This is a genomic window from Planktosalinus lacus, from assembly GCF_014640155.1.
Lineage (GTDB): Bacteria > Bacteroidota > Bacteroidia > Flavobacteriales > Flavobacteriaceae > Planktosalinus > Planktosalinus lacus.
The window spans coordinates 65649-87585 of the sequence record NZ_BMGK01000007.1 but is presented as its reverse complement, the minus strand read 5'-3'; the positions used below and the strand labels follow the sequence as shown (position 1 = coordinate 87585).

General features: G+C 43.2%; 14 protein-coding genes and 1 pseudogene. 9 read left to right on the top strand and 6 right to left on the bottom strand.

What is annotated here, in order from left to right; all coding sequences use genetic code 11:
• Positions 1–47: 47 nt before the first annotated feature.
• From IEV69_RS09475 to IEV69_RS09435, 9 genes and pseudogenes are all read left to right on the top strand, one after another.
• Entirely contained in the window at positions 48–1124 is a 1077-nt protein-coding gene (locus IEV69_RS09475; RefSeq protein WP_188441825.1) for an efflux RND transporter periplasmic adaptor subunit, read from the top strand.
• Between the two features lie 177 nt (positions 1125–1301).
• On the top strand, positions 1302–4562 hold the full coding sequence (locus tag IEV69_RS09470) for an efflux RND transporter permease subunit (RefSeq protein WP_188441824.1): 3261 nt from the start codon (positions 1302–1304) through the stop codon (positions 4560–4562).
• Positions 4563–4674: 112 nt separating this feature from the next.
• Positions 4675–4983 (top strand): hypothetical protein, encoded by a 309-nt coding sequence (locus IEV69_RS09465; RefSeq protein WP_188441823.1) that lies wholly within the window; start codon positions 4675–4677, stop codon positions 4981–4983.
• Positions 4984–5149: 166 nt separating this feature from the next.
• Complete coding sequence (locus IEV69_RS09460) at positions 5150–5335, top strand: YgaP family membrane protein (RefSeq protein ID WP_188441822.1); 186 nt, start codon at positions 5150–5152, stop codon at positions 5333–5335.
• Between the two features lie 82 nt (positions 5336–5417).
• The gene (locus tag IEV69_RS09455) at positions 5418–6143 is read left to right on the top strand and encodes a hypothetical protein (RefSeq protein WP_188441820.1); all 726 of its coding nucleotides are present in this window, start codon (positions 5418–5420) and stop codon (positions 6141–6143) included.
• Between the two features lie 204 nt (positions 6144–6347).
• Positions 6348–8204, top strand: coding sequence for a peptidase MATCAP family protein (locus IEV69_RS09450; protein ID WP_229741417.1), 1857 nt, complete (start codon positions 6348–6350; stop codon positions 8202–8204).
• Positions 8201–9250, top strand: coding sequence for a glutathione synthetase (locus IEV69_RS09445; protein WP_188441818.1), 1050 nt, complete (start codon positions 8201–8203; stop codon positions 9248–9250). Before IEV69_RS09450 ends, IEV69_RS09445 begins: the two co-directional genes overlap by 4 nt.
• A gap of 15 nt (positions 9251–9265) precedes the next feature.
• Positions 9266–10180: a M14 family metallopeptidase gene (locus IEV69_RS09440; protein ID WP_188441816.1), complete on the top strand. Its 915-nt coding sequence runs from the start codon at positions 9266–9268 to the stop codon at positions 10178–10180.
• Positions 10181–10466: 286 nt separating this feature from the next.
• Positions 10467–11039 (top strand): annotated as a pseudogene (locus tag IEV69_RS09435) (methyltransferase domain-containing protein); the annotation flags it as partial.
• Positions 11040–11189: 150 nt separating this feature from the next.
• On the opposite strand, the gene IEV69_RS09430 reads toward IEV69_RS09435, so the two are convergent.
• The 6 genes from IEV69_RS09430 to IEV69_RS09405 form a co-directional block, all read right to left on the bottom strand.
• On the bottom strand, positions 11190–12719 hold the full coding sequence (locus IEV69_RS09430; RefSeq protein WP_188441814.1) for a SulP family inorganic anion transporter: 1530 nt from the start codon (positions 12717–12719) through the stop codon (positions 11190–11192).
• A 787-nt stretch (positions 12720–13506) separates the two neighbouring features.
• Positions 13507–14646: an alpha/beta fold hydrolase gene (locus IEV69_RS09425; protein ID WP_188441812.1), complete on the bottom strand. Its 1140-nt coding sequence runs from the start codon at positions 14644–14646 to the stop codon at positions 13507–13509.
• Between the two features lie 293 nt (positions 14647–14939).
• On the bottom strand, positions 14940–15890 hold the full coding sequence (locus IEV69_RS09420; protein WP_229741416.1) for an amidohydrolase family protein: 951 nt from the start codon (positions 15888–15890) through the stop codon (positions 14940–14942).
• Positions 15891–16490: 600 nt separating this feature from the next.
• A complete protein-coding gene (locus tag IEV69_RS09415) occupies positions 16491–16961 on the bottom strand; it encodes a thiol-disulfide oxidoreductase DCC family protein (RefSeq protein WP_188441808.1) in 471 nt (156 codons plus the stop codon).
• Between the two features lie 695 nt (positions 16962–17656).
• Entirely contained in the window at positions 17657–19951 is a 2295-nt protein-coding gene (locus IEV69_RS09410) for a DUF2357 domain-containing protein (protein WP_188441806.1), read from the bottom strand.
• Positions 19952–19954: 3 nt separating this feature from the next.
• Positions 19955–21886 carry an McrB family protein gene (locus IEV69_RS09405; protein ID WP_188441804.1) on the bottom strand — a complete coding sequence of 644 codons (1932 nt, stop codon included), beginning with the start codon at positions 21884–21886 and terminating at the stop codon, positions 19955–19957.
• Positions 21887–21937 lie beyond the last annotated feature (51 nt).

The following is a 21937-nucleotide window of genomic DNA, read 5'->3' as shown; positions in this document are numbered from 1 at the left end:
CCTCTCCTTAGGAGAGGGGGCTAGGGGGTGAGGATAAACAATAGAAAATGAAAACAACGATACTTAGCACCTTAGCCATTACCGCACTACTTTTAAACAGCTGTGGCAATTCAGAAAAAGATACTGCAACAAATAGCCAAACGACGATACAGGTCACCGCTAAAGCCCCGGCAGCCAGCTCAGGCAGCAACCTGACCGTGAGCGGAGAGGTAGTGGCCGTCAACAACGCCACCCTCAGTACCCGTATGATGGGCTACGTCAACAAGGTACACGTCAACGTGGGCGACAAAGTCAACCAGGGGCAACTGTTGATTTCTATCAACAACAGCGACCTGCAAGCCAAACGCGCACAAGTCAATGCCGGAATTAACGAAGCACAGGTAGCGTTCAACAATGCTAAAAGGGACTTTGAACGTTTCACCGCCTTGTTTGCACAAAACAGTGCCTCCCAAAAAGAGCTCGACGATATGACCGCAAACTATGAAATGGCCAAGGCCCGTCTGGAATCTGCCAAAGCGATGAAAGCAGAAGTGGATGCCCAGTTTGCATATTCCAATATCACAGCACCCTTTAGCGGAGTGGTGACCAACCGTTTTGTGGAAAACGGCGATATGGCCAACCCAGGTATGCCATTACTAGCTCTCGAAGCCCCGGGTAACTTTGAAGTGCGTGCCACCGTCCCTGAAATGGCCATCGGCCAGATTAAAACCGGGGAAACTGTAGAAGTACATTTCAAATCCATCGATAAAAGCATCACCGGAAAAGTAACAGAAGTGAGCAGCTCCTCGTCGATGACCGGCGGACAATATCCGGTAAAGATAGCACTCGATAAAAATGACGCCCTGAAATCAGGAATGTATGCCACGGTGCAGTTTCCGGTAGCACAAACCGATGACACTCCACAACTGGTAACCGTGCCAAAGGAAGCCATTATTACGCAAGGCGACTTGCGCGGCGTCTATACCGTCAGTCAGCAAAACACAGCGATATTGCGCTGGTTGCGCCTGGGAAGAAGCTTTGGCAACGAAGTGGAAGTCCTCTCCGGACTCAATGCAGAAGAAGCCATTATCGTGGATGCAGAGGGGAAGTTGTATAACGGAGCGAAAGTGGAAGTACAAAATTAGAAGGTAGAAGTACGAAGTATAAGATTGACTTAGAACTAAAACTTAGCGCTCTTAGCGAGTTTCTTTGCGGACTTTGCTGCTTCGTCGCCTGAAGCTATGAAGCGCAAGGCGGTGAAATAAAAAATGTTGATTTAAACAATAAGCATTTCGCTTAAAGCGAAAACAATTTATAGAAAAATGAAAGAAGGTTTAGCCGGCAAAATTGCCAAATTATTTATAGACTCCAAGCTCACTATCCTCTTGATGATCGTGTTTATGGTCATTGGGGTGTACAGCTCTTTTTTAATCCCACGGGAAGAAGAACCACAAATCGACGTGCCCATGGCCGATATCTTTATCGGATATCCGGGGGCGAGTCCGCTGGAAGTGGAGTCACGGGTCATCAAACCCATCGAAAAAATGGTGTCCAACATCAAAGGGGTAGAATATGTCTATTCCACCTCCATGCAGGAACAGGGGATGATCATCGTGCAGTTTTATGTGGGCGAAGACATCGAGCGTTCCTATGTAAAACTCTACAACGAGTTGATGAAGCATATGGACGAGATGCCGGAAGGGGTTACTCCACCACTGGTCAAAACACGTTCCATTGACGATGTGCCTATGCTGGGTCTTACGCTTTGGAGCGAAACCTATGACGACCACCAGCTGCGGCAAATTGCCAATGAGGTGAACCACGAAATACGAAAAGTGACCGACGTGGCTACCACTCATAGAATTGGCGGACGCAGCCGTGAAATTCGAGTGGTGCTCGACAAAAATAAAATGGCTTCCGCCGGTGTGGACATACTGGGCGTAGCCGAAAAAATAAAAGCCAACAACACCCAGATGACCTCCGGGGCGTTTAACCGAAACGATACCGAATTCAAAGTCAATACCGGTAGTTTTTTACAAACCGTGGACGATGTGGAGAACCTGATTATTGGGACTTCTCAAAACCAGCCGGTTTATCTGAAACAAATTGCACAAGTACTGGATGGTCCCGAATTACCAAATGAATATGTGACTTTTGGGTATGGTGCCGCTTTTGATGAAGTGGCTTCAAAATACCCATCAGAATATCCTGCGGTGACCATTTCAGTTGCCAAACGCAAAGGGGCTGATGCGATGAAGCTTTCAGATATTATTCTCGACAAAGTAGAACACCTGCGCACCACCATCATCCCCGATGATGTACATGTGGAAGTCACCCGAAATTATGGTGAAACGGCTTCTCAAAAAGTGGGCGAACTCCTGCTTCACTTACTCGGGGCTATTATAGCCGTAACCATCGTCGTGATGCTCGCTATGGGCTGGCGCGGTGGACTGGTGGTATTCCTTTCGGTACCCGTCACCTTTGCATTGACCTTGTTGAGTTACTATTTACTCGACTATACCCTCAACCGCATTACGCTGTTTGCATTGGTGTTTGTAACCGGTATTGTAGTGGACGACTCCATCATCATTGCCGAGAATATGCACCGCCACTTTAAGATGAAACGCCTGCCGTTTAAACAGGCCGCCCTCTATGCCATCAACGAAGTGGGGAACCCAACAATCTTAGCCACCTTTACCGTCATTGCTTCCGTATTACCGATGGCATTCGTTAGCGGACTCATGGGGCCCTATATGAGTCCGATGCCCATTGGTGCGTCCATTGCCATGATACTCTCGTTGATTGTCGCCTTGACCATTACGCCTTATCTGGGGTATATCTTCTTACGCGAAAAAGACAAAAAGAATGCCGCCGGCGAAGTGGAAAAACCCATCGAAATTGAAGATACCCGCATCTATAAAATCTACAGCAAGTTTGAACGTCCCTTACTGGACAATCCGTTTAAACGCTGGATGGCACTGGGGATTACCACCTTACTGCTATTAGGTTCTGTAGCCATGTTCTTTACGGAAACCGTACTGGTAAAAATGCTGCCGTTTGACAACAAAAACGAGTTTCAGGTGGTCATTGATATGCCTGAAGGTACTACGCTGGAGCGCACCAATGTGGTCACACAAGAAATTGCCCAGTACCTCTCCGGTCGTCCGGAAGTGGTGAACTACCAAACCTATGTGGGTACTTCGGCGCCGATTACCTTTAACGGTCTGGTGCGTCATTACGATTTAAGAGGTGCTTCCAATACGGCAGATATTCAGGTAAACATCAAAGACAAAGGCGACCGCAAACTGCAAAGCCACGACATTGCCAAGTTGCTGCGTCCTGACATTCAAAAAATCGCATCAAAATACAACGCCAACGTTAAGCTGGTAGAAGTACCGCCCGGACCTCCGGTGCTAAGTACCATTGTGGCCGAGATTTACGGACCTGATTATGAAGAGCAAATTCGTGTAGCCGACTCAGTGCAAAGTATCCTGCACAACACCACCGATGTGGTGGATATCGACTGGATGGTAGAAGCCGAGCAAACGGAGTTTGTCTATGATATCGATCGCGAAAAAGCGATGCGTTACGGGATTGCCCCACAACAAATTGTACATACGCTGAACATGGCGTTGGGCGATCGTGCCGTGACGCACTTGTATGATGAAAATGCCACCGAGCGCGTGGGCATCCTGCTGGCACTGGATGAACAGGATAAAGCCAGTCCGGAAGCCATTGCACAAATAGAAATCGCTTCTCAACAGGGGAATATGGTCTCTGTGGGTGACTTGGTAAGGATTAACGAAAGTACCGTGCCCAAAAGCATTTACCGCAAAAACCAAAAACGCGTGGTCTATGTCCTGGCCGATATGGCGGGCACATTGGAAAGCCCCGTGTATGCCATTTTGGGTATGGAAGAAAAGTTGAAAGAAATCCCGTTACCGGAAGGGTATACGATGAACGAGCTCTATGCCAGTCAGCCGGAACATGAAGACGACTATACCGTCAAGTGGGACGGCGAATGGCAGATTACGCTGGAAGTCTTCCGCGATTTAGGGATTGCTTTTCTGGGGGTGATTGTGATTATCTATATGCTCATCGTGGGCTGGTTCCAAAACTTTAAAGCACCGGTGGTGATGATGGTGGCCATACCCCTGTCGATGATTGGGATTGTGATTGGTCACTGGCTGTTGGGTGCCTTCTTTACCGCTACTTCCTTTATCGGGATGATTGCCCTGGCAGGAATTATGGTGCGGAACTCCGTCCTGCTCATTGACTTTGTCAACCTGCGACTGGAAGACGGAATTCCGCTAAAACAAGCCATCGTAGAAGCCGGAGCCGTGCGTACCACACCAATTTTGTTGACCGCAGGGACCGTAGTAATCGGGGCCTTTGTGATCCTGTTTGACCCCATTTTCCAGGGACTGGCCATCTCATTGATGGGCGGAACCATAGGCTCTACTTTCTTAACGCTGTTGGTAGTGCCACTGGTGTATTACCTGATTATGAGAAAGCAGTATCCTGAAGTTGAGGAGGAAGTTGTTGTTGAAATTGAAGAAAAGAGAGAAGATAAAATAGAATAGAAAATTAGTGGTCAATGGCAGTAATCAGAAAAGCTTTAATAAACCCTTTGCGGGCTTTGCGCAAATCTTTGCGGGCTTTGCGTGAACCCCTTAAAAGTTAACTTTAAAATTTATGAAACTATTAATTGTAACCGCAGTAGAAGAATTCCAAAAGGATGTTCTGAAGCTGTTTAAGAAAGCCGGCATCGAGGCGTTTAGCACCTCAGAGATTGACGGCTACAAAAATGCCAACAACTCGGTAGTCGCTACACAAAGCTGGTTTCCGGGAGAGAAAGGCGGCAGCGAATCGCTCATGGTGTTTTCGTTTGCCGAAGAAGAAAAAATCGACCCGTTTTTTGAATTGGTCATTCAGTACAACAGCACCCTGGAAACAGAAAACCCGGTGCGTGTAGTCGTGGTGCCGATTGAAAGAGCTTTGTAGAGTATTAAGTATTAAGACTGACGTAAGACTGCAGGACTTAAGACTTAGGACAAAATTCTCTGTGAACCTTTGAGGAACCTTTGTGTATCTCTGTGGTATAGCTTTTTCCTCAAGACTGAAATTAATCCGAAAACCGGAAATATAAAATAATTTAAAACAAACCATTATGTTAAACAGAATCATACGCGGCGTGGCCGGAACATTTATCATCATCAGCTTGTTGCTGGCAATTTATGTAAATATCAACTGGCTGTGGTTTACGGCTTTTGTCGGCGTAAACCTATTGCAATCATCGATCACCAAATGGTGTCTGATGGAAGACATTTTGAAGAAGTTTGGGGTGAAGCCTTAAGTTAAAACTGCGAAGTTAGGGGTCAGAAGTATTTGGTATCAAAAATCTTTTGTATTTTAGTGGAAATCAAAACACTTCCGTAATGAAAACAATGTACACCCTTTTCAGTTTGTTGTTTACAACAGTTCTATTTGCTCAAAGTATTGAAGGATCGTGGCAGCTTACACATGAAAATGGTGAATTGGTGGCTACCAAAGAAGTCATTGCCATTTATCAGGATGGATATTTTGCCGTAGGTGCCAAAGAAGCCCGCACCAACAAATTTCTATATGCCTCGGGAGGCGAATACAGCCTGAGGGGTAAAGCCTATACAGAAACACAGGATTTCAATACCAATAGTTCGCAACGCATTGGAATGACCATGACGTTTAAAGCGAGCCTTGATGACGACCAACTGGAATTAAACAGTGGAGGAACCACACAAACCTGGCAGCGTCGATCTGCCAAAACTGACGCCCTCACCGGCAATTGGGTCATCACAGGCCGGGAGCGTGACGGGAACATGAACACCATGACACCCGGAGACCGTCGTACCATAAAAATACTTAGTGGCGGACGTTTTCAGTGGGTTGCATTCAACTCGGCTACCAAAGAGTTTAGCGGCACCGGTGGTGGCACTTACAGTGCCCAAAACGGCGTCTATACCGAATACATCACTTTCTTTTCACGTGATGACAGCCGTGTGGGTGCCAACCTGCAATTTCAGTTTGAAGTAAAAGACGGTAAATGGCACCATAAAGGGAACAGTTCTAAGGGTGACCCACTTTATGAAGTTTGGAGCCCTTACGGGGAAGCCTATAAAAAATAAATTCATTACAATACTAATTCCTCCCCTTTTCAAGGCGTCTTTTTTTTATAAAAGGACGCCTTGTTTCTTTGGTGAAAATGCCAAAGAAACCCCAATTAAGATTTTTTTTAGGAAAAAATAGCTTTTTTTTTATAGCTTACTTATTTAAAATACTCTTCAGGAACGCTAATCCTGATGCGATGTCTTTTAAAAACATTCAGAACCATGACCAAAACAACCACACGTACCCCTTCGGGCATAAGACATATTATGGAAACCCTTGTAGAAAACAACCGGGTCGAAACAGAGCTTCCTGGTGGTGGTTTTTTGCATCTCGATGAAAAACTTCCCTTTTTACTGCTCTACCGCAAAAAGGAACAAGGAACCGACCGTGGCACTAAAAGACTGGCAAAAAGCATCGGATCTTATTTGATTGTTGGTAACAAAAGCTTTGAATTTTATCAGGAATTAATTTATATGCTTACCGGCTATTTTTCCAATAAATACACTACCTATCTGCTCTTTGAAATATACAATGGTCCGGCAAACAGCAATACCTTTATCATTAAAGGGCCCGCTCATAAACTGCCCACCACGCTGGAGGTGCTTAAGGAAGAGCTGGAAGGAATCCCTCCTCATCTTTATAACTTGCCGTTGAAGGCTGAGATAAAAAGAACCAAAAGCCGCCAGGAAGAAGGTGAAGCACCCCTCATCGAAATTGAAGAAGCAAAAATGCAGGGTGCGCTGTGGGTTGCCCTGGAAGTACCCCCCGTTTACCGAGACATTAGTGGCATAGTCTATCCTGTGTTTTTCAGGCAATTCAGGGATTTGTTTGTAAAAGCAGTGCAAAAAACCATCTTTGACTACCTGCGGGTGCAAACCTCCTCAGACATCAGCAATTATTTTGCCCTGGGGAAACGCAGAATCCACGATGAAGTCTTTAAAATAGACAAACAACTCACTGAAATTGAATCCAGCTACCAGTTCCTCTTGCTGGTGTCGCCCGTGAATATGCACGAGATACGCGAAGTCTTTTTTGAAAGCAATTTTAAAGAACTACCTGACTATCAATACCGCTTGCTTACCATAGACCCTGACCTTCTGAAGCGCAAACTTTTTAACCTGCGCATCGACGAGATAGACGATCCCGCCTTGTCCTTCATTTTTAAGGAAAAAAGAGAAGAGCTCGATCAGCAGATTACTATGCTCAATGAGCGCGGCAACAAAAACTTCTTTTACAACAGTATTCGCCTTTATTATGTGGTAGAACAAGACCTGAAAAAGGAAGCCCTGAAATTATTGCATGATTTACCCAAAGAAACCGTTGTTCCGGAAGAAGAACAGATTGACGCAATGGAATTCAGTGCCATGGCCCGCAAAGAATTTGATTACTTCCGCACCCAGGATCCTGAATTTAAAAGTATGGTACACATCCGGGAAGATGTGAATGTGATTATGGTTTCGCGGGGCGAACTTTATATTCCTTCAGACTATACCATGAGTCGTAGAGAAGCCAAAGCCCTGATTCAGCACGAGGTAGGCACACACGTGCTTACTTATTATAACGGAAGCCGACAACCCCTCACACAATTGTGTTCGGGCTTGGCACATTACGACCCCTTGCAGGAGGGTCTTGCGGTATTGGCAGAGTATTTTGCAGATGGATTGACCATCAACCGTTTGCGCCTGTTGGCCGGGCGGGTGATTGCCGGGGCTGCACTCATTGAGGGGAATGACTTTCACAGTATTTTTAAACTGCTTTATGAAGATCATGGCTTTTCCAAAGAACGGGCCTTTAATATCACCTGCAGGATTTTACAGGGCGGTGGTTTTTTAAAAGACATCATTTATTTAAAGGGCCTTCTGGAGCTGATAGATTTTATCAAGGAAGGTGGCGACCCCGCCTTACTGCTTGTAGGCAAATTTGCCCTCAAACACCTCAACGTGATCAAGGACCTGACTGAACGCGAGATTCTCAAACCCGCTGTTTTAAAGCCACGTTATATGGAGTCTGAAAACTATGAGCAAAAATTAACTAAAATCAGAGAGGGTGTTGCCCTTTCACAACTCGTAACATTATGAAAATATGCTTTGTATTAAATGATATCGCTACAGAAAAAAGCGGCTCTTCAGTGCTGATGATGAAAAAAGCACACGATTTGGGCCATGAGGTGATGGTTATGGGTGTGGGGGACTTCTTTTTTAAGCACGATAAACCCCTGAGTATGCACTGCATTCGCATCTCAAAAACGGCCAAATTTGATTCGGCAGAGCATTTTCTGGAGCGTTTGCAAGCCGGTGACTTCAAACGAAAAGAAACACTGGCTACTACGCTGGATGTCTTGTTTATCAGGAACAACCCCACCGAAGAGGATACTGCTCGCCAGTGGGCAGAACACGCCGGGGTAGCTTTTGGAAGAATGATTCAGCAGGAGGGTGTGCTGGTGTTGAACGACGCTTTTGCCCTTTCTTATGCCTTTATCGACAAACTTTATTTTGAAGAACTGCCCTCAGAAATCAAACCTGACTCCATCATCACCCGAAAAAAAGAAGACATCCTGGAGTTTTGGGAAAAGCAGAACAAAAAAATGGTTTTAAAACCTCTGGAAGGCTCCGGTGGACGGGATGTCTATCTCATAGATAAAAACGAGAAAAACATCAATCAAATAATTGAAAACCTCACCCAGCAGGGCTATATCATCGCGCAGGAATACCTTCCGGCAGTGAAGGACGGTGATGTGCGCGTCTTGTTAATGAACGGCAAAGTCATCGAAGAAAAAGGCAAGCAGTCTATTATCAGACGGGTGAGCGGGGAAGGCGAATTTCGTAGTAATTTTGCATTGGGAGCCACGGCAGACAGTAGCAAACTCACCAAGGCAATGCAAAAAATCGTGGACCTCACGGCGCCTAAGCTCATCCGCGACGGCTTGTTTCTCGTAGGGCTGGATGTAGTAAAAGACAAGCTTATTGAAATCAATGTGCTGAGTCCCGGCGGTTTGGAACACTTTAAAGACATTGGTCTCCCCGACTTTTCAGAGTCTATTATCAAGGCCATTGAACGCAAACTGTATTACAAAGAAAAATTTCCCGGTCAGTTCCCCAACAAGGTATTGGCCACCATGGAATAAAAACACTATACGATTATGGAACATTCAACAAAAAACACTTTTCCACGCATTCTCGGAACCTATTCAGGACCCAAAAAAGGACCTTTGTTGTTTATTACTGCCGGTATTCACGGCAATGAACCCAGCGGCGTGTATGCCCTTCAAAAGGTTTTTGACGCCCTGTACCTCTCCAAACCCGCGCTTTCAGGCACTGTGGTGGGGGTAACCGGCAATCGCAAAGCCCTGGAAAAAGGAGTGCGATACATCGATGAAGACCTCAACCGTGCGTGGACCGAAGAAAACATTGAAAACAAGCTAAAGGAATCTAACGAGCAAAAAGAAATGCACGAAATTATTGAAGTGCTGGAAAGTTTTCCTGAAACCGAATACACCCGGCGCTATTTTATGGACTGTCATACTATTTCTGCCAACACCCTTCCCTTTATTTCAGTGCAGGAAGTGGGTAATAATGATACCTGGGCGCATTACTTTCCCATTCACATTGTGCGTGGGTTCAGTGATTTGGTCTATGGCTGTATTGACCATTATTTGAGCCGTATCGGGATCACGGGGTTTGTGTTGGAAGCCGGACAACACGAGAGTGAGGCCGCTATGTGCAACCAGGAAGGCATGATTTGGCTGGCCATACAGGAAGCCTGTGGCCTGGATATGCACCACATTATGAATTACCCCGAGTGCATTGACAAGCTTACAAAAAACCTCAAACCGCCTCGCAAAACATTTGATATCGCTTACCGCCACAAATTGGAAAAAGGCGATTCCTTCACTATGCAACCCGGTTTTGAGAACTTCCAAAAGATTAAAAAAGACCAATTACTGGCAGTTCACAACGGCAAGGAAATTCGCAGCCAGTGGGATGCCTTTATCTATATGCCCCTCTATCAGGAGCAGGGGAATGATGGGTTTTTTGTGGTCACGGAAGCAGAATAGCAAACAGCGATCAGCTTTTGGCGCACAGCATGCTCTTTGGAACGCTTCCTTTGACGTAGGACTGCAGGACATAAAAAATCCTTTGCGCTTTCTTTGCGTCTAGACTTTGCGCATTTTGCGTGAACCCTATAAATTATGAATCAGATGTACCTGTTCCAAAAACAAACCTAGAAATGTAAGCCTTAGGGTTACTGCTAACTGTAACTGAAAAATATCAATTCAATGGTCTGGGCTGCTTTTGTACCCTGCAAAAATGTATCTTTACAGTTCAAAATCAGCATGAGCCATGAACTGCCCTTTATGCCACAGCCCGCTCACCACAAAAATTGACGTTGATTATTTTGACTGCGGCGGTTGCAGGGCCTTGGTTAAGCATCCTGATTTACTGCCCACGCCTGATGAAGAAGTGCACAGGTACCAACTGCACAACAATGATATCAACGACCCGGGTTACCAACAATTTACAGCACCCATCTGGCAATATATTCTGAAGTATTTTAACAAGGAGGACCTTGGTCTCGACTATGGCTCAGGCACCGGACCGGTGATTTCAAAGATGCTTTTGGATCAGGGGTATACCATCAAGCAGTATGACCCCTATTTCACCCCAAATGAAGCCCTACTGGATTTAAAATATAAGTACATCGCCTGCTGTGAAGTAGTGGAACACTTTTTCCATCCGCGTCAAGAATTTTCTAAATTGGACACCATGCTATTCCCCGGGGGAAAGTTTGTGGGCATGACCCTGCTCTACCACGACGACATCGACTTTAAGACCTGGTCCTACAGAAAAGACGAAACCCACGTGTTTATCTACCGCAAGGAAACCCTGGAATATATCGCACGCCTTTTTGATTATCAGCTTACCGAGTTGACGAACAGGTTTTTTGTGTTTGAAAAGAGTATTAAGTACAAAGTATTAAGACTTTTAGAAAAAAGAGTAAAGACAATTGTCTCTGCTCTAATCTCTTTTTTCTTTTTTCTTTTTTCTAAAACTGAATACTGTAAACTAAACCCTATCCGTCACCACTTTATACGTCGGGTCTTCCATGACGTTGACATCAATGATGGCTTCGGCATTTTTAAGGAGACGGCGGCAGTCCGGGCTGAGGTGTTTGAGGTGTACTTTTTTACCTACTTTCAGATAGCGCTCGGTGAGTTTATTGAGGGCTTCGATGGCCGACATATCCACCACGCGGCTTTCCTGAAAGTCAATAATAACCTCATCCGGGTCATGGAGTACATCAAATTTTTCGTTAAACACCGCTACTGAACCAAAAAACAAAGGTCCATAGATTTCATAATGCTTCACCCCGTCATCATCAATGTGCTTGCGTGCACGAATGCGCTTGGCATTGTCCCAGGCAAATACCAGTGCGGCAATAATCACACCCACCAATACCGCTAAGGCCAGGTTGTGCAGCACTACTGTTACCAGGGTGACCAACACCATTACCAATACATCTGACTTCGGCATACGGTTAAAGGTTTTTACACTCGCCCATTCAAAGGTGCCGATCGCTACCATAATCATCAGTCCGGTGAGGGCTGCCATAGGCACTTGTTCGATAAGGCTTGAGCCAAACATCACAAACACCAGCAGCATCACAGCGGCTACAATACCGGCCAGACGCGCACGCGATCCCGATGACACATTGATCAAACTCTGCCCCAGCATAGCACAACCGCCCATCCCTGAAAACAGACCGGAAAGGAAGTTGGCAGCACCTTGTGCCACTGCTTCTTTATTTCCGCGACCGCGGGTTTCAGTAATCTCATCAATGATATTGAGTGTTAATAAGCTTTCGATCAGCCCCACCCCGGCAACAATGGCAGAATAAGGCAGGATAATCATTAAAGTATCCCAGGCAAAAGGCACTTGCGGAATGTGAAACGGCGGAAACCCACCTTCAATCGAAGCAATATCGCCCACGGTTTTGGTATCGATTCCTAAAAACACGACCAATCCAAAAACCACCAGTATAGAAGCCAGCGAAGCCGGAAACGCCTTGGTGAGTTTGGGCAAGCCCCAGATGATTAACATAGTCAATACTACCAGACCCAATAAAATATAAAGCGCTTCACCGGTAAGCCAGTTTCCGCTTGGGTCCTTGAACTGATCAAGTTGTGACATAAAGATGATGATGGCAAGTCCATTTACAAACCCAAAAATCACCGGATGCGGTACCAGGCGGATGAGTTTGCCCAGTTTAAGAAACCCAGCCAACATTTGAATGACCCCGGCCAGCACTACAGCTGCAAATACATATTCCACCCCGTGTGACATTGCCAATGACACTACAACAACAGCCACAGCTCCCGTTGCTCCCGAAATCATTCCCGGGCGACCGCCAAAAATAGCCGTGACCAGACCCATTACAAAAGCGGCATACAAACCGGTGAGGGGTGATAAACCTGCGATGAGAGAAAAGGCCACCGCCTCAGGGATCAGGGCCAGTGCCACAGTGAGTCCGGAGAGGATTTCAGTTTTGTAATCTACCTTTTGCGTTAAGTCAAATAAGTTGAAGTACTTTTTCATGCGTTCTGTTCAAATATTGGTTTGGTAATGAATATTGTTTCAGGGCAATTAAGGATTCTTAATTGGCTGTTGTTTTTGTTAAAGTTCCGGATATGGGATATCCACCCCGCAGCTAGGGCGGCGTGAGTTGTATAAAACGATCTATGTAGAGTGTCGTATTCATTTTAAGCGGGCAAAAATAGTCTTTTATTGATGGCAGACAATGTTTTTTAGTGTAAAATTTGTGTTAACTGGTTTGGAATGGGATTCATAATCTGGATGTGAATTTAAGGTTAAAAGTTCCTGACCTTGTTGAATGCATGAAGTAAATGACTAAAACAAATTCCAAATGACAAGCACCAAATTCCAAAGAACAAGCACCACACGAGGCCACCGGCCGAACTGAGCGTTTGCTAAATTCCAAAAAAGTATTCAAGGTTTGAAGGTATCATATAGTTTAGCTAAAAGCTAACTGCTGATAGCTGATAGCTGATTTGACGTAAGACGTAGGACAAAATGGTAATAAGCACAAAGACACGAGCGATAGCGAATTTACCCGCCGAAGGCTGGCTGGCGAAGCAATTAAGACTTGAGATTGTTTAGCTGATTGCTAATAGCAATAGAAATTTCAAAGTGCAAGCGTTTGTGTTTAAAAGCAGGAACAACATCAAGAAATGCTGAGGCCGTTTTGGACAATTAATTAACGTGCTGCTCCAAAGTGATACCCTTCGGAGAGCTCGAGAAAGCTCAAAGTCATAAGGCTTCGTGCAGCGGTTTTGATTACTAACGCCCGATAGATTTTTACTTATCAACGGCGAACCTCATAGGTTGCGACCCCTTCGGTTAGTGGTAATACGTGCTCCAGCAACGCTGCAAAGAAACGACCTGGTTCCTCCAAAAAAGGGATATGCGCACTTCGTTCAAAAATCACCATTCTTTTATGAGGTGCTTCAATCCATTCAAAGTAGGTCCGGGCATTCTCAACTGGTGGCGTGAGATCATATCGGCCGTGAAAGAAAAGCACCGGAATCTGGAAATTGGGGCCAAGTTCGCGGAGGTCCTTCCTCCCGGTATTATTTTCCGTATTCAGCAAATACAATCCTTCCTTCCATGCAATCACATTCTCGTCTGTATACTCCGGTGCCAGGGACGGTAAATCTAAATAGAGGCTCCAGCCTCCCTTGCCGTACCAGGCACCATCAAATGTGTTTGCCCATTTTCGGGTATTCCATTTAACGGTGTCTATAGCTATTCTCTCCGATTCAGTGTATGAAGCATAAGGCTTCAGTTCTGCAACCGCTTTATCATTGCCCGCAGCCAATGCTAATTCCAGTGTACGATCATAAAGTGCCTGCTCTAAATTATGCGATACCTGACCGATGCCCACATACGCATGCAACCACTCAGGCCGTTGCTTTGCAAGATGAATCCCTACAGTTCCTCCCATTGAATATCCCATCGCTACTACTTTGTCTTTTCCAAGTCGCTCACGTAAGTAAGAAACAAGTTCCTCAGCATCGCTGACCAAACGTTCTAATGTAAACTCTTTCATAAAAGCTTCACGGTCTGTGCCAATAATTGCATTCTTACCGGCATTACGGTGATCCCACTGCACAACCGTAAAGTAATCCTCCCAAGGTGTCTGAAATGCCCATGACAATCCGATCATTGGATCGCCCCAGCCTCCGGGTATAAAGAGCAGGACGGGATTATCTTGATTCCGTCCGCGGATTGACACCCATTGTGGTACACCCCCAAGTTCAACTTGCTCAAGTATTTCGATACCCTCAGGGGTGTGTATTTTACGAAGTTCTTCAATAATGCCGATAGCATCTGACCGTTCATTAATGGAGGTTTCTTGAGTTTGACTAAATACTAAAGTCGAACTTAGAAATAAGAATAGTATACCTATAAAAAATTTACTGAAAAGAATATGTGATGTTTTCATGGTAATTTCATTGTTATAATTTTATACATTGCTTTTATAATGTATCATTTGAATAATGTTTAGTTTTATTATTTTCTTGCGGTTTTGTTATTTGTTTTGCCTATGAATTGAAAAGAAGCAAATAAAGGATTCAGTAGAACGAGAGTCATAGAGAGCAGTGTGTATTATTTTTAGAACATTCTTAGTCATATCCATAGTATCAAAATTTTATAGCAGACAATTGATTCATCACTTTTTCAAATGATGTTCAAAAAATTTGATAACCGCTTCCTGTGCGCGCCGCTGCTTCTCTACTATTTTTTCACCAGCTGTTGATGCTTGTTGATTTCAGCTTCACTTAGACCCAAAAACCTTGCGGCATTGTTGTAAAAGAGATCAGCTTTTTCTTCCGCTGTTAAAAAATCAAGGGAGTTGACACGCTCAATGGCGATTCCAATAGCATCGTGCCACACCATTTGGTCAGTCCCAAAAAATATACGGTCCAGCACTCCCATTTGTTTTGCTTTTTGCAGGAACGATTCCAATACCGGCTCCATTCCCGGCATCCAGTTAAGTATACTGATATCGGTATACAGCTGCGGATACATATTCAGCATCATAAGCGCATATTCTGAAAAAGGCCCTGCACCGCCGGCGTGCATCATAAAAACCTTTAGTTTTGGAAACTCGATCAACATATCTTCCAGCAGCATAGGATTGCCCAAAGCAAGCCGGAAATTAGGACAGCAGCGAAACGGTGTGCCCGGAAAACTTGCCCCGGTATGTATTCCCACCGGTATGCCTTCCTCCTCTGCAATTTTATAGTAAGGATAATACCCCTGCTCTGAAGGCGAGTAGCCAAAATATTGGGCACCCACTTCTCCCAGCATATCGAGGGTTCCGTTTTGTATATTGCTTCTAAAGGCTTCCTCATCCATAAACTCTGCCGGCTCTCTTAATTCAATACCCCGTAAAAACATACCGGGAGCTTTGGAATGCCATTCGTTTCCTGATTGTTCAGACACTCCCGAAACAGCGCCCAGCACCACATTGTAGCGGCGCATCATCTTTAAAGTCTCCTCCAAATGTTGCTCAGCGGAAGCTACTGATAGTTTCCCAGTAACCGGATTGGGTGCCGGGCCCCAAAAATCAGCCGATGTATAAGAGTGCAGGTGCATATCGATGATGGGGCCTGTATACGCGTTTTGTTGGTTACTGTTGCTTTGTGCTAACAGGGGAAGCACAGCTATGAGAAGCCCTGCCATAAACAGTTTCTTAAGGCATTTTGGTAATTTAAAAGTAGTTTCCATAGGTGTTGATTATTTAGTTTTTAAAAGATGTATTGGTTTGCGATTGTCATCGGTTTTAGGCACAAATGATTCAAACTGTTTCCTTCCCTGTCGGAATGTTAACTTCAGGATATTCCGGCTGTATCATTACAGTTCTTCAGTTTTTAGCGCTGAAGCCGGAGACTCCTTTACATTTCTTTGCTATCATGGGGGTCCCTTTTGACGATACTTTTATTGAGGGAGTGTTATGGAGTGGCTTACATACCAATCGCCAGGCGGCTTTTATTTTTTTATTGCTGTCTGGTAATATACAACCCACTGAGCAGCACTTAAGTTCCTGATAGCTAATGTACAAAAAAATATAAAACAATTTACAGGGGGAAAGATTCAAGGCTTAAAGTTTAAGGTTCAATGTTCTTTTGCTGACCGCTTATAGCTGATAGCTGATTTGACGTAAGACTACAGGCATCGCCGTCGGCAAGCCTATGGCGGCCGATGGACGTAAGACGTGGGACAAAAAAGTATTAAGTATTAAGACTTGAGATTCTTTAGCTGAAAGCTGACCGCTGATAGCTATTAAACGAATACAATCACCAACAACACCAGCAGCACAATCAGGTAATACAACCAATATTTCTTGGGGCTGCGGGGGTTTTTGCCAAAAAGGACACGGGTAACCTTGAAGTAAAAAGGACGGTTTTTGGCGATATGGTTATAGCCATGGTCACTGAGGTACCGGAACCAGCGGTATTTTTTATACCAGCGATGCCAGGTTTTAGTACCGGCATGATAAAGGCTGCGGTAAGCAGTATCGGGTCCCGAGTACACCGTGCCATCAGGCTCTATCAAACGGCTGGCTTTTTTGAATTCTTTTAAGGGGATGTCTTTAAAGTTTTCGGCAGCTTCCTGATAGGGAACAAAAGCTACGTTCCCTTCTGTAAGGATCTCCCAGCGCAGCTTCCAGTAGTGGCAAAACCCACAGTGCTCGTCCCAATAGAGCGTGGGCCGGGAAGGTGGGTAGGCGGTTTTGTGAATTTTTTTGAACATATGATTTTTGCTGAATGCTTTTAAAGTTATGAAATTTGTAATTATTTTTCAAAACACAAACTTTTGGATAAACTCTTTGATGGCATTCCCATGCCTTTATCATGGCTTGACCATGCTATACATGTAGCCTTTTTGTTACCTTAGCGTTGGGTAAACGTTGCCTTTGTGTTGCATTCGACCCCCTTGAACCCTACATGAACTCACCCCGAACATCGCATTCACTCAACTTGAACTATACATTACTACGTGTTGAGTGTTGCATTACTACGGTTTTTATTTTCAAAAAAAGGGTCCTTGTACCCGTTTTGTTGCAGCAATTCGTGTGTAAAACAAATTCCAAATTACAAGTACCACACGAGGCCACCGGCCGAACTGGGCGTTCGCTAAATTCCAAAAAGTATTAAGTACTAAGTACAAAGACACGAGCAATAGCGAATTTACCCGCCGAAGGCTGGCTGGCGAAGCAATTAAGACTTGAGGCTGTATAGCTGACAGATAACATTCACCCCCCTTATTTAGACCCCTTCTTATTTAACTTATGTATGGCGCATGTATGAAGTATCTATGGATTTTCTTCGGGTTTTGTTCGGGATTCCTTCGGGATTTGTTTTTAAAAAGAGCTTTTTTAAGAGGAAGACTGGGAGAAAGGTGGGAGGAGATGGGTTTTTTTGAGTAATCCTATTTGTTTTGAGCACTTAACTTTTTATAATTTTATTTCTCATCAACTCAGTCAAGCTAGTAGTAAACGGAAAAGAAGAAGATCTCTTTGATTCATATTTTGAAAGTTTTTTAAAGTCCCATTTTACACTTTCAAATTCAGGATCGTCTACTTTTTCAAGCTCAAAAATAAGATAATAGTCTTGTGAGGGTGAAGGATATCCTTTTTTAGACATTGTTTCTTTTGCCCAAACTTTTGGACCTTTACTGACAATCTTCCATAGATCAGCAGATACATCATCTTTGTGTGTATGAAGCAACAAATATTTTGAACTTACGGTTTCCTTGTCAAGAATTAATGACCCACGACCTGAACCCATTCTGAAATTATAAAGTTTGTTCCTTTTAATCCAATCATATTGTTTAGGTGAGTCATAAAACCCAACTAAAACAAAAGTATCATCAGGTATTAAACCACGGTTGTCATTGTATGCTTCGGGTATTGCTTCTCTGATTTCGTCTTCCGGGTTTGGTGGGTTTTTATATGTGTCATAGCTTTTGAAGGCTATTTTTTCACGTTGTGATGCACGATTAATAAAGTGGTCTATTATTTCAAGAATAAACTTTTTTAAATCCCCGATCCCGGTATCTGTTTTTGACGGACGGACCGGAAATGCACCTAAACCCGGAATAATCTCATGAAAACCCTTGCGCTCTATTGAATTTTCGCCAGGATACAATACATAAGCACCACCAGTTCTTCTAATGGCATCTTTGTATGCATGCATTTTCAGCAGATCGGCATTTTTATAAATACCTTTTTTATTATCGGTTTTTTCTTTATCCAGTTCCTCTTCTGAGGTGTCGTCCAGATAGTCCCATAAGTTGGCAACTTTGTATTTTGCGTCAAAATGTATATGAACGATCAACTCCTGTTTTTCTGCTTCAGGTTCTGATATTCCCAGCGGCCAGAGTGAAAGCGTATAATCCGGTCGCAAAGTTGTTGTCCAGCTGCCGGAATGCGGATACTCTTTTTTACCACTGAAAGAGCGATTGTAATTAAACCTGATATTGAGTTTTCGGTTTCCGGAATCAAACACACCTCTTAACGGGGTTGATTTCCCTTGTTTGAGTTGTAAGCTTAAGTCGCCCTGAGATGGTTGTATTAAGTCTGAAATGTCATTAGGTTCAATGTCAAAAATCTCTTGAAATAAATCCAGTAATTTGAAGAAAAGCCAATATTCATAAAGTGTTGCAATATCTTTCTTTCCGGCGCCATACACGTCTTCCCCACCTTTCCAGATGAGTTTTGCAGCAAGATCAAACATCAGCCAGACTCTCAATACTTCACGGTAGCCCTCTTTTCTTTGCAATACAGGACTGTTCAATTTTAGTGTTGTGGGTCTGGAAATCTCATTAAAAATGGTATGTTGTAACTTGTTTTCCAAAATACGAACAAGCATTTCAGCTTCATTTTCCAACTTTTTAAGATTGCCTTTAACGGCTGCCTGATGAATCTCAGTACAAAACCTTAAAAAAGTTTCCAGTGCGTGTTTAACAAAGCGGTTTTCAGGGGTGTCCACCGAATCAATTTTACGAATGGTCGTAATACGCTCAGGCAGTGTTTCAATTCCATAATTATGAAAGAAGTGACCTTGTGGAAGTTTTGTTCGGTTACCGCTTTTAAGTATTTCCCTAATGTTGGTATTAGAAAACCTTCTGGCATTTCGAATATCCCTGTTTTCAGCAGTTTCTGTCCATTGCGTGACAGGCATCGTCACGATGCGGTGTACAGCTTCTGCAAATTCATCAGTGGCTATGACAGACTTAACAAAGGCAAAACGCTGATATAAGGTTTGTGTGTTTTTTGTATAATCGACATCAAAAGTATGGGATACCGGTGCATTGGCCTGTAGCAAGAGGTCTGTACATTTTTCGGTAATGAGCTCCAGCATATCCCGGTAATCCTGACGATAATCTGACTTTAAAGACTGGACTTCAAGTAAGATATTTGAAACCGTTTCTTCGGTTTCTGTATCTTTTACAGGGATTTCAAGTGTACCCACATAGATGTTTGGTGCTATCGTGCCCAGGTGGGGTTTGCGTTTGTGTGGCAATACAATACTACCAAAAGGATCTGCCAAAACATAACGGGAATCGCTGAGCTCATAATCATAATAACACCCCTCAATTAACTGATATCTGGCTTCATTGTTTTCTATAGCAGAATCTGTTGCATCAAACAAGGTTTTCGCTCTGCGTTCTGTGATAATAAGACATAAATCTTCACTTACAGAGTCGAGATTAATTGATATTTCAGCTAGTGGAACCATCGATTATGCTTCAGCAAAACTTGCAAACCCATTGTCAACAGCTCCTTTGTGCATACGGGTTATTTTTTCCAGTGAGAGCGGGTATAGAACATTGGTTCCATTGAAGTCAAAATCTTCTTTTTCAAAAACATCTTTAATGATTTTTACATTGCCTGAAATGCAGAAAGCGCCGAGTGTTTCAAGAACGGAGCACAGTTTTCTTCGGGAGCCGTGCAATTTTGGAAGCAGTTTTTGCATAATGGCTATATCAATCTTTTCATTTGTTGTTAGCTTGCTGTCTATAGTACTTAACTGGTTTAACAAGCGAAGAATCTCTGTTGCTGATCTGTAACCAAACTCAGCTCCTGTCTTTTTCAACTCCCCAAAAAACTTAACCAGGGTTTCATTAATTTCAACAATATCTTTAGTTTCAAAAGATTTGTTTGCTGCCATATTTAGGAAGCTTTTGCCCATACCTGCGCCTTTACCTTCCAGTTGCTTCATATCGATACTGCGAATATTTCCCAGAAAGTTTTGCATCTCTTCCTGTGAAACACGAAACTCAATGGTATTTGCTCTGTCAAGTACCTTGGGGCTAAACATATGGGTGGTTTCATCAATGTTGACTGTTCCAATGATGAACAAATTGGAAGGCATTTCAAGATTTGACGGCACGCCATTATTAACAGTGCCCTCAGAATACAAAGGAATTTCTTCTCCCGACTCCATCACGCTTAAAAAGTCAGCAAAATAGCGCTCAACATGACTGAGGTTCATTTCATCCAATATCAGAAAATGCGGTAAATCAGGGTGATTATTGGCTTGCATAATTAAATCCAATACGCCACTGTCAGGTTTTACATATTCCTCAGGTTGTAAAGCATTGGGATATCCAAGTAATGGTTCCCTGTTGGTCCAGTCTGCACCCACGGGAATGATGCGGTACTGGCTTTCATCCTGACACATCCATTGCACAAAAGCCTGCGCCAGTTTGGTTTTTCCGGAACCTGATAAGCCTGTGAGGATGATGAAGGGTTTTGTGAGGAGTGAAGCGGTGAACCTTTTTATTAATTGGTTAGAATAAATTAACCCAGATTTAATTAGAGATTCATTAAAAGAAGTATAGTTAAATAATTCAAATTTCATTTTCTCTATTTTATTTTTATTTGAAAGATTAACATGTGGTAAACTTTCATTGGTTTTTTCTCTATAAACATCATTAATTAATGACATTAACTCCTGCGGGCAAGGTGTTAAATAAGCACCTTGTCTGAAATCCAACTTCTTATTGTAGAACACCTCTGAATTATCAGAAATATGAATTAATTTTTGTTTGTTTCGTTTATTTAATAAGTCACTTCTTTTGATTGGAGGGTTCAATTCAGTATAGTTTTTCAAATCAATTAAATAAGCAGGTCTATCCCATTCAGTTCCGGATAATCCAACTGTCTCAACTGCTTTCTTATTAACGATTGAAATACCTGAAAACTCATCATTATTAATTAAGTGAAGTACTAAATCTCCCTCTGAAACAAGCCTCATATTTTTATAAATGTCAGCTCCTCTTTTATCTTCTCTTGGTGACCATAATACTTTTCCTAATGCCCGTTTCCCTTCTAATCTATCTTTTCTTCCTTTTACTATAGTCTTTTCTATCCAATACTTTTGATTGCCGTCAACCTTATTTTTTATTTTATTATTTGTAGATTTTGTATTGATTAAAAAGCCATTATCTCTCAAAATTTTAAAGGGAACTTCGACATTATTTCCAAAATCAGAAAGCGTTAACTCGTTTCCTCCTTTTAATTCATTAGCTATTGATAAGACTAAAATCGGGGGATATTTTTTATCCTTATACACTAAATCATATGTTGAAGAATGCCTGCCTGTTACTAAATCTGGATTTTCATCAATTCTCTTGATAGCTTTTAGAATATCGTTTTGAGTATAATTCATTTTTAAGTATTGAAATATTAAAGCTCTTTATTAGGATGGGTTATTATTCCA

Bases quoted from the DNA above. Each gene is read 5' to 3' on its own strand.
- IEV69_RS09430 (WP_188441814.1), bottom strand. From the start codon at position 12,719: ATGAAAAAGTACTTCAACTTATTTGACTTAACGCAAAAGGTAGATTAC.
- IEV69_RS09405 (WP_188441804.1), bottom strand. From the start codon at position 21,886: ATGAATTATACTCAAAACGATATTCTAAAAGCTATCAAGAGAATTGAT.
- IEV69_RS09445 (WP_188441818.1), top strand. From the start codon at position 8,201: ATGAAAATATGCTTTGTATTAAATGATATCGCTACAGAAAAAAGCGGC.
- IEV69_RS09415 (WP_188441808.1), bottom strand. From the start codon at position 16,961: ATGTTCAAAAAAATTCACAAAACCGCCTACCCACCTTCCCGGCCCACG.
- IEV69_RS09465 (WP_188441823.1), top strand. From the start codon at position 4,675: ATGAAACTATTAATTGTAACCGCAGTAGAAGAATTCCAAAAGGATGTT.
- IEV69_RS09410 (WP_188441806.1), bottom strand. From the start codon at position 19,951: ATGGTTCCACTAGCTGAAATATCAATTAATCTCGACTCTGTAAGTGAA.
- IEV69_RS09455 (WP_188441820.1), top strand. From the start codon at position 5,418: ATGAAAACAATGTACACCCTTTTCAGTTTGTTGTTTACAACAGTTCTA.
- IEV69_RS09475 (WP_188441825.1), top strand. From the start codon at position 48: ATGAAAACAACGATACTTAGCACCTTAGCCATTACCGCACTACTTTTA.
- IEV69_RS09425 (WP_188441812.1), bottom strand. From the start codon at position 14,646: ATGAAAACATCACATATTCTTTTCAGTAAATTTTTTATAGGTATACTA.
- IEV69_RS09470 (WP_188441824.1), top strand. From the start codon at position 1,302: ATGAAAGAAGGTTTAGCCGGCAAAATTGCCAAATTATTTATAGACTCC.
- IEV69_RS09460 (WP_188441822.1), top strand. From the start codon at position 5,150: ATGTTAAACAGAATCATACGCGGCGTGGCCGGAACATTTATCATCATC.
- IEV69_RS09450 (WP_229741417.1), top strand. From the start codon at position 6,348: ATGACCAAAACAACCACACGTACCCCTTCGGGCATAAGACATATTATG.
- IEV69_RS09440 (WP_188441816.1), top strand. From the start codon at position 9,266: ATGGAACATTCAACAAAAAACACTTTTCCACGCATTCTCGGAACCTAT.
- IEV69_RS09420 (WP_229741416.1), bottom strand. From the start codon at position 15,890: ATGGCAGGGCTTCTCATAGCTGTGCTTCCCCTGTTAGCACAAAGCAAC.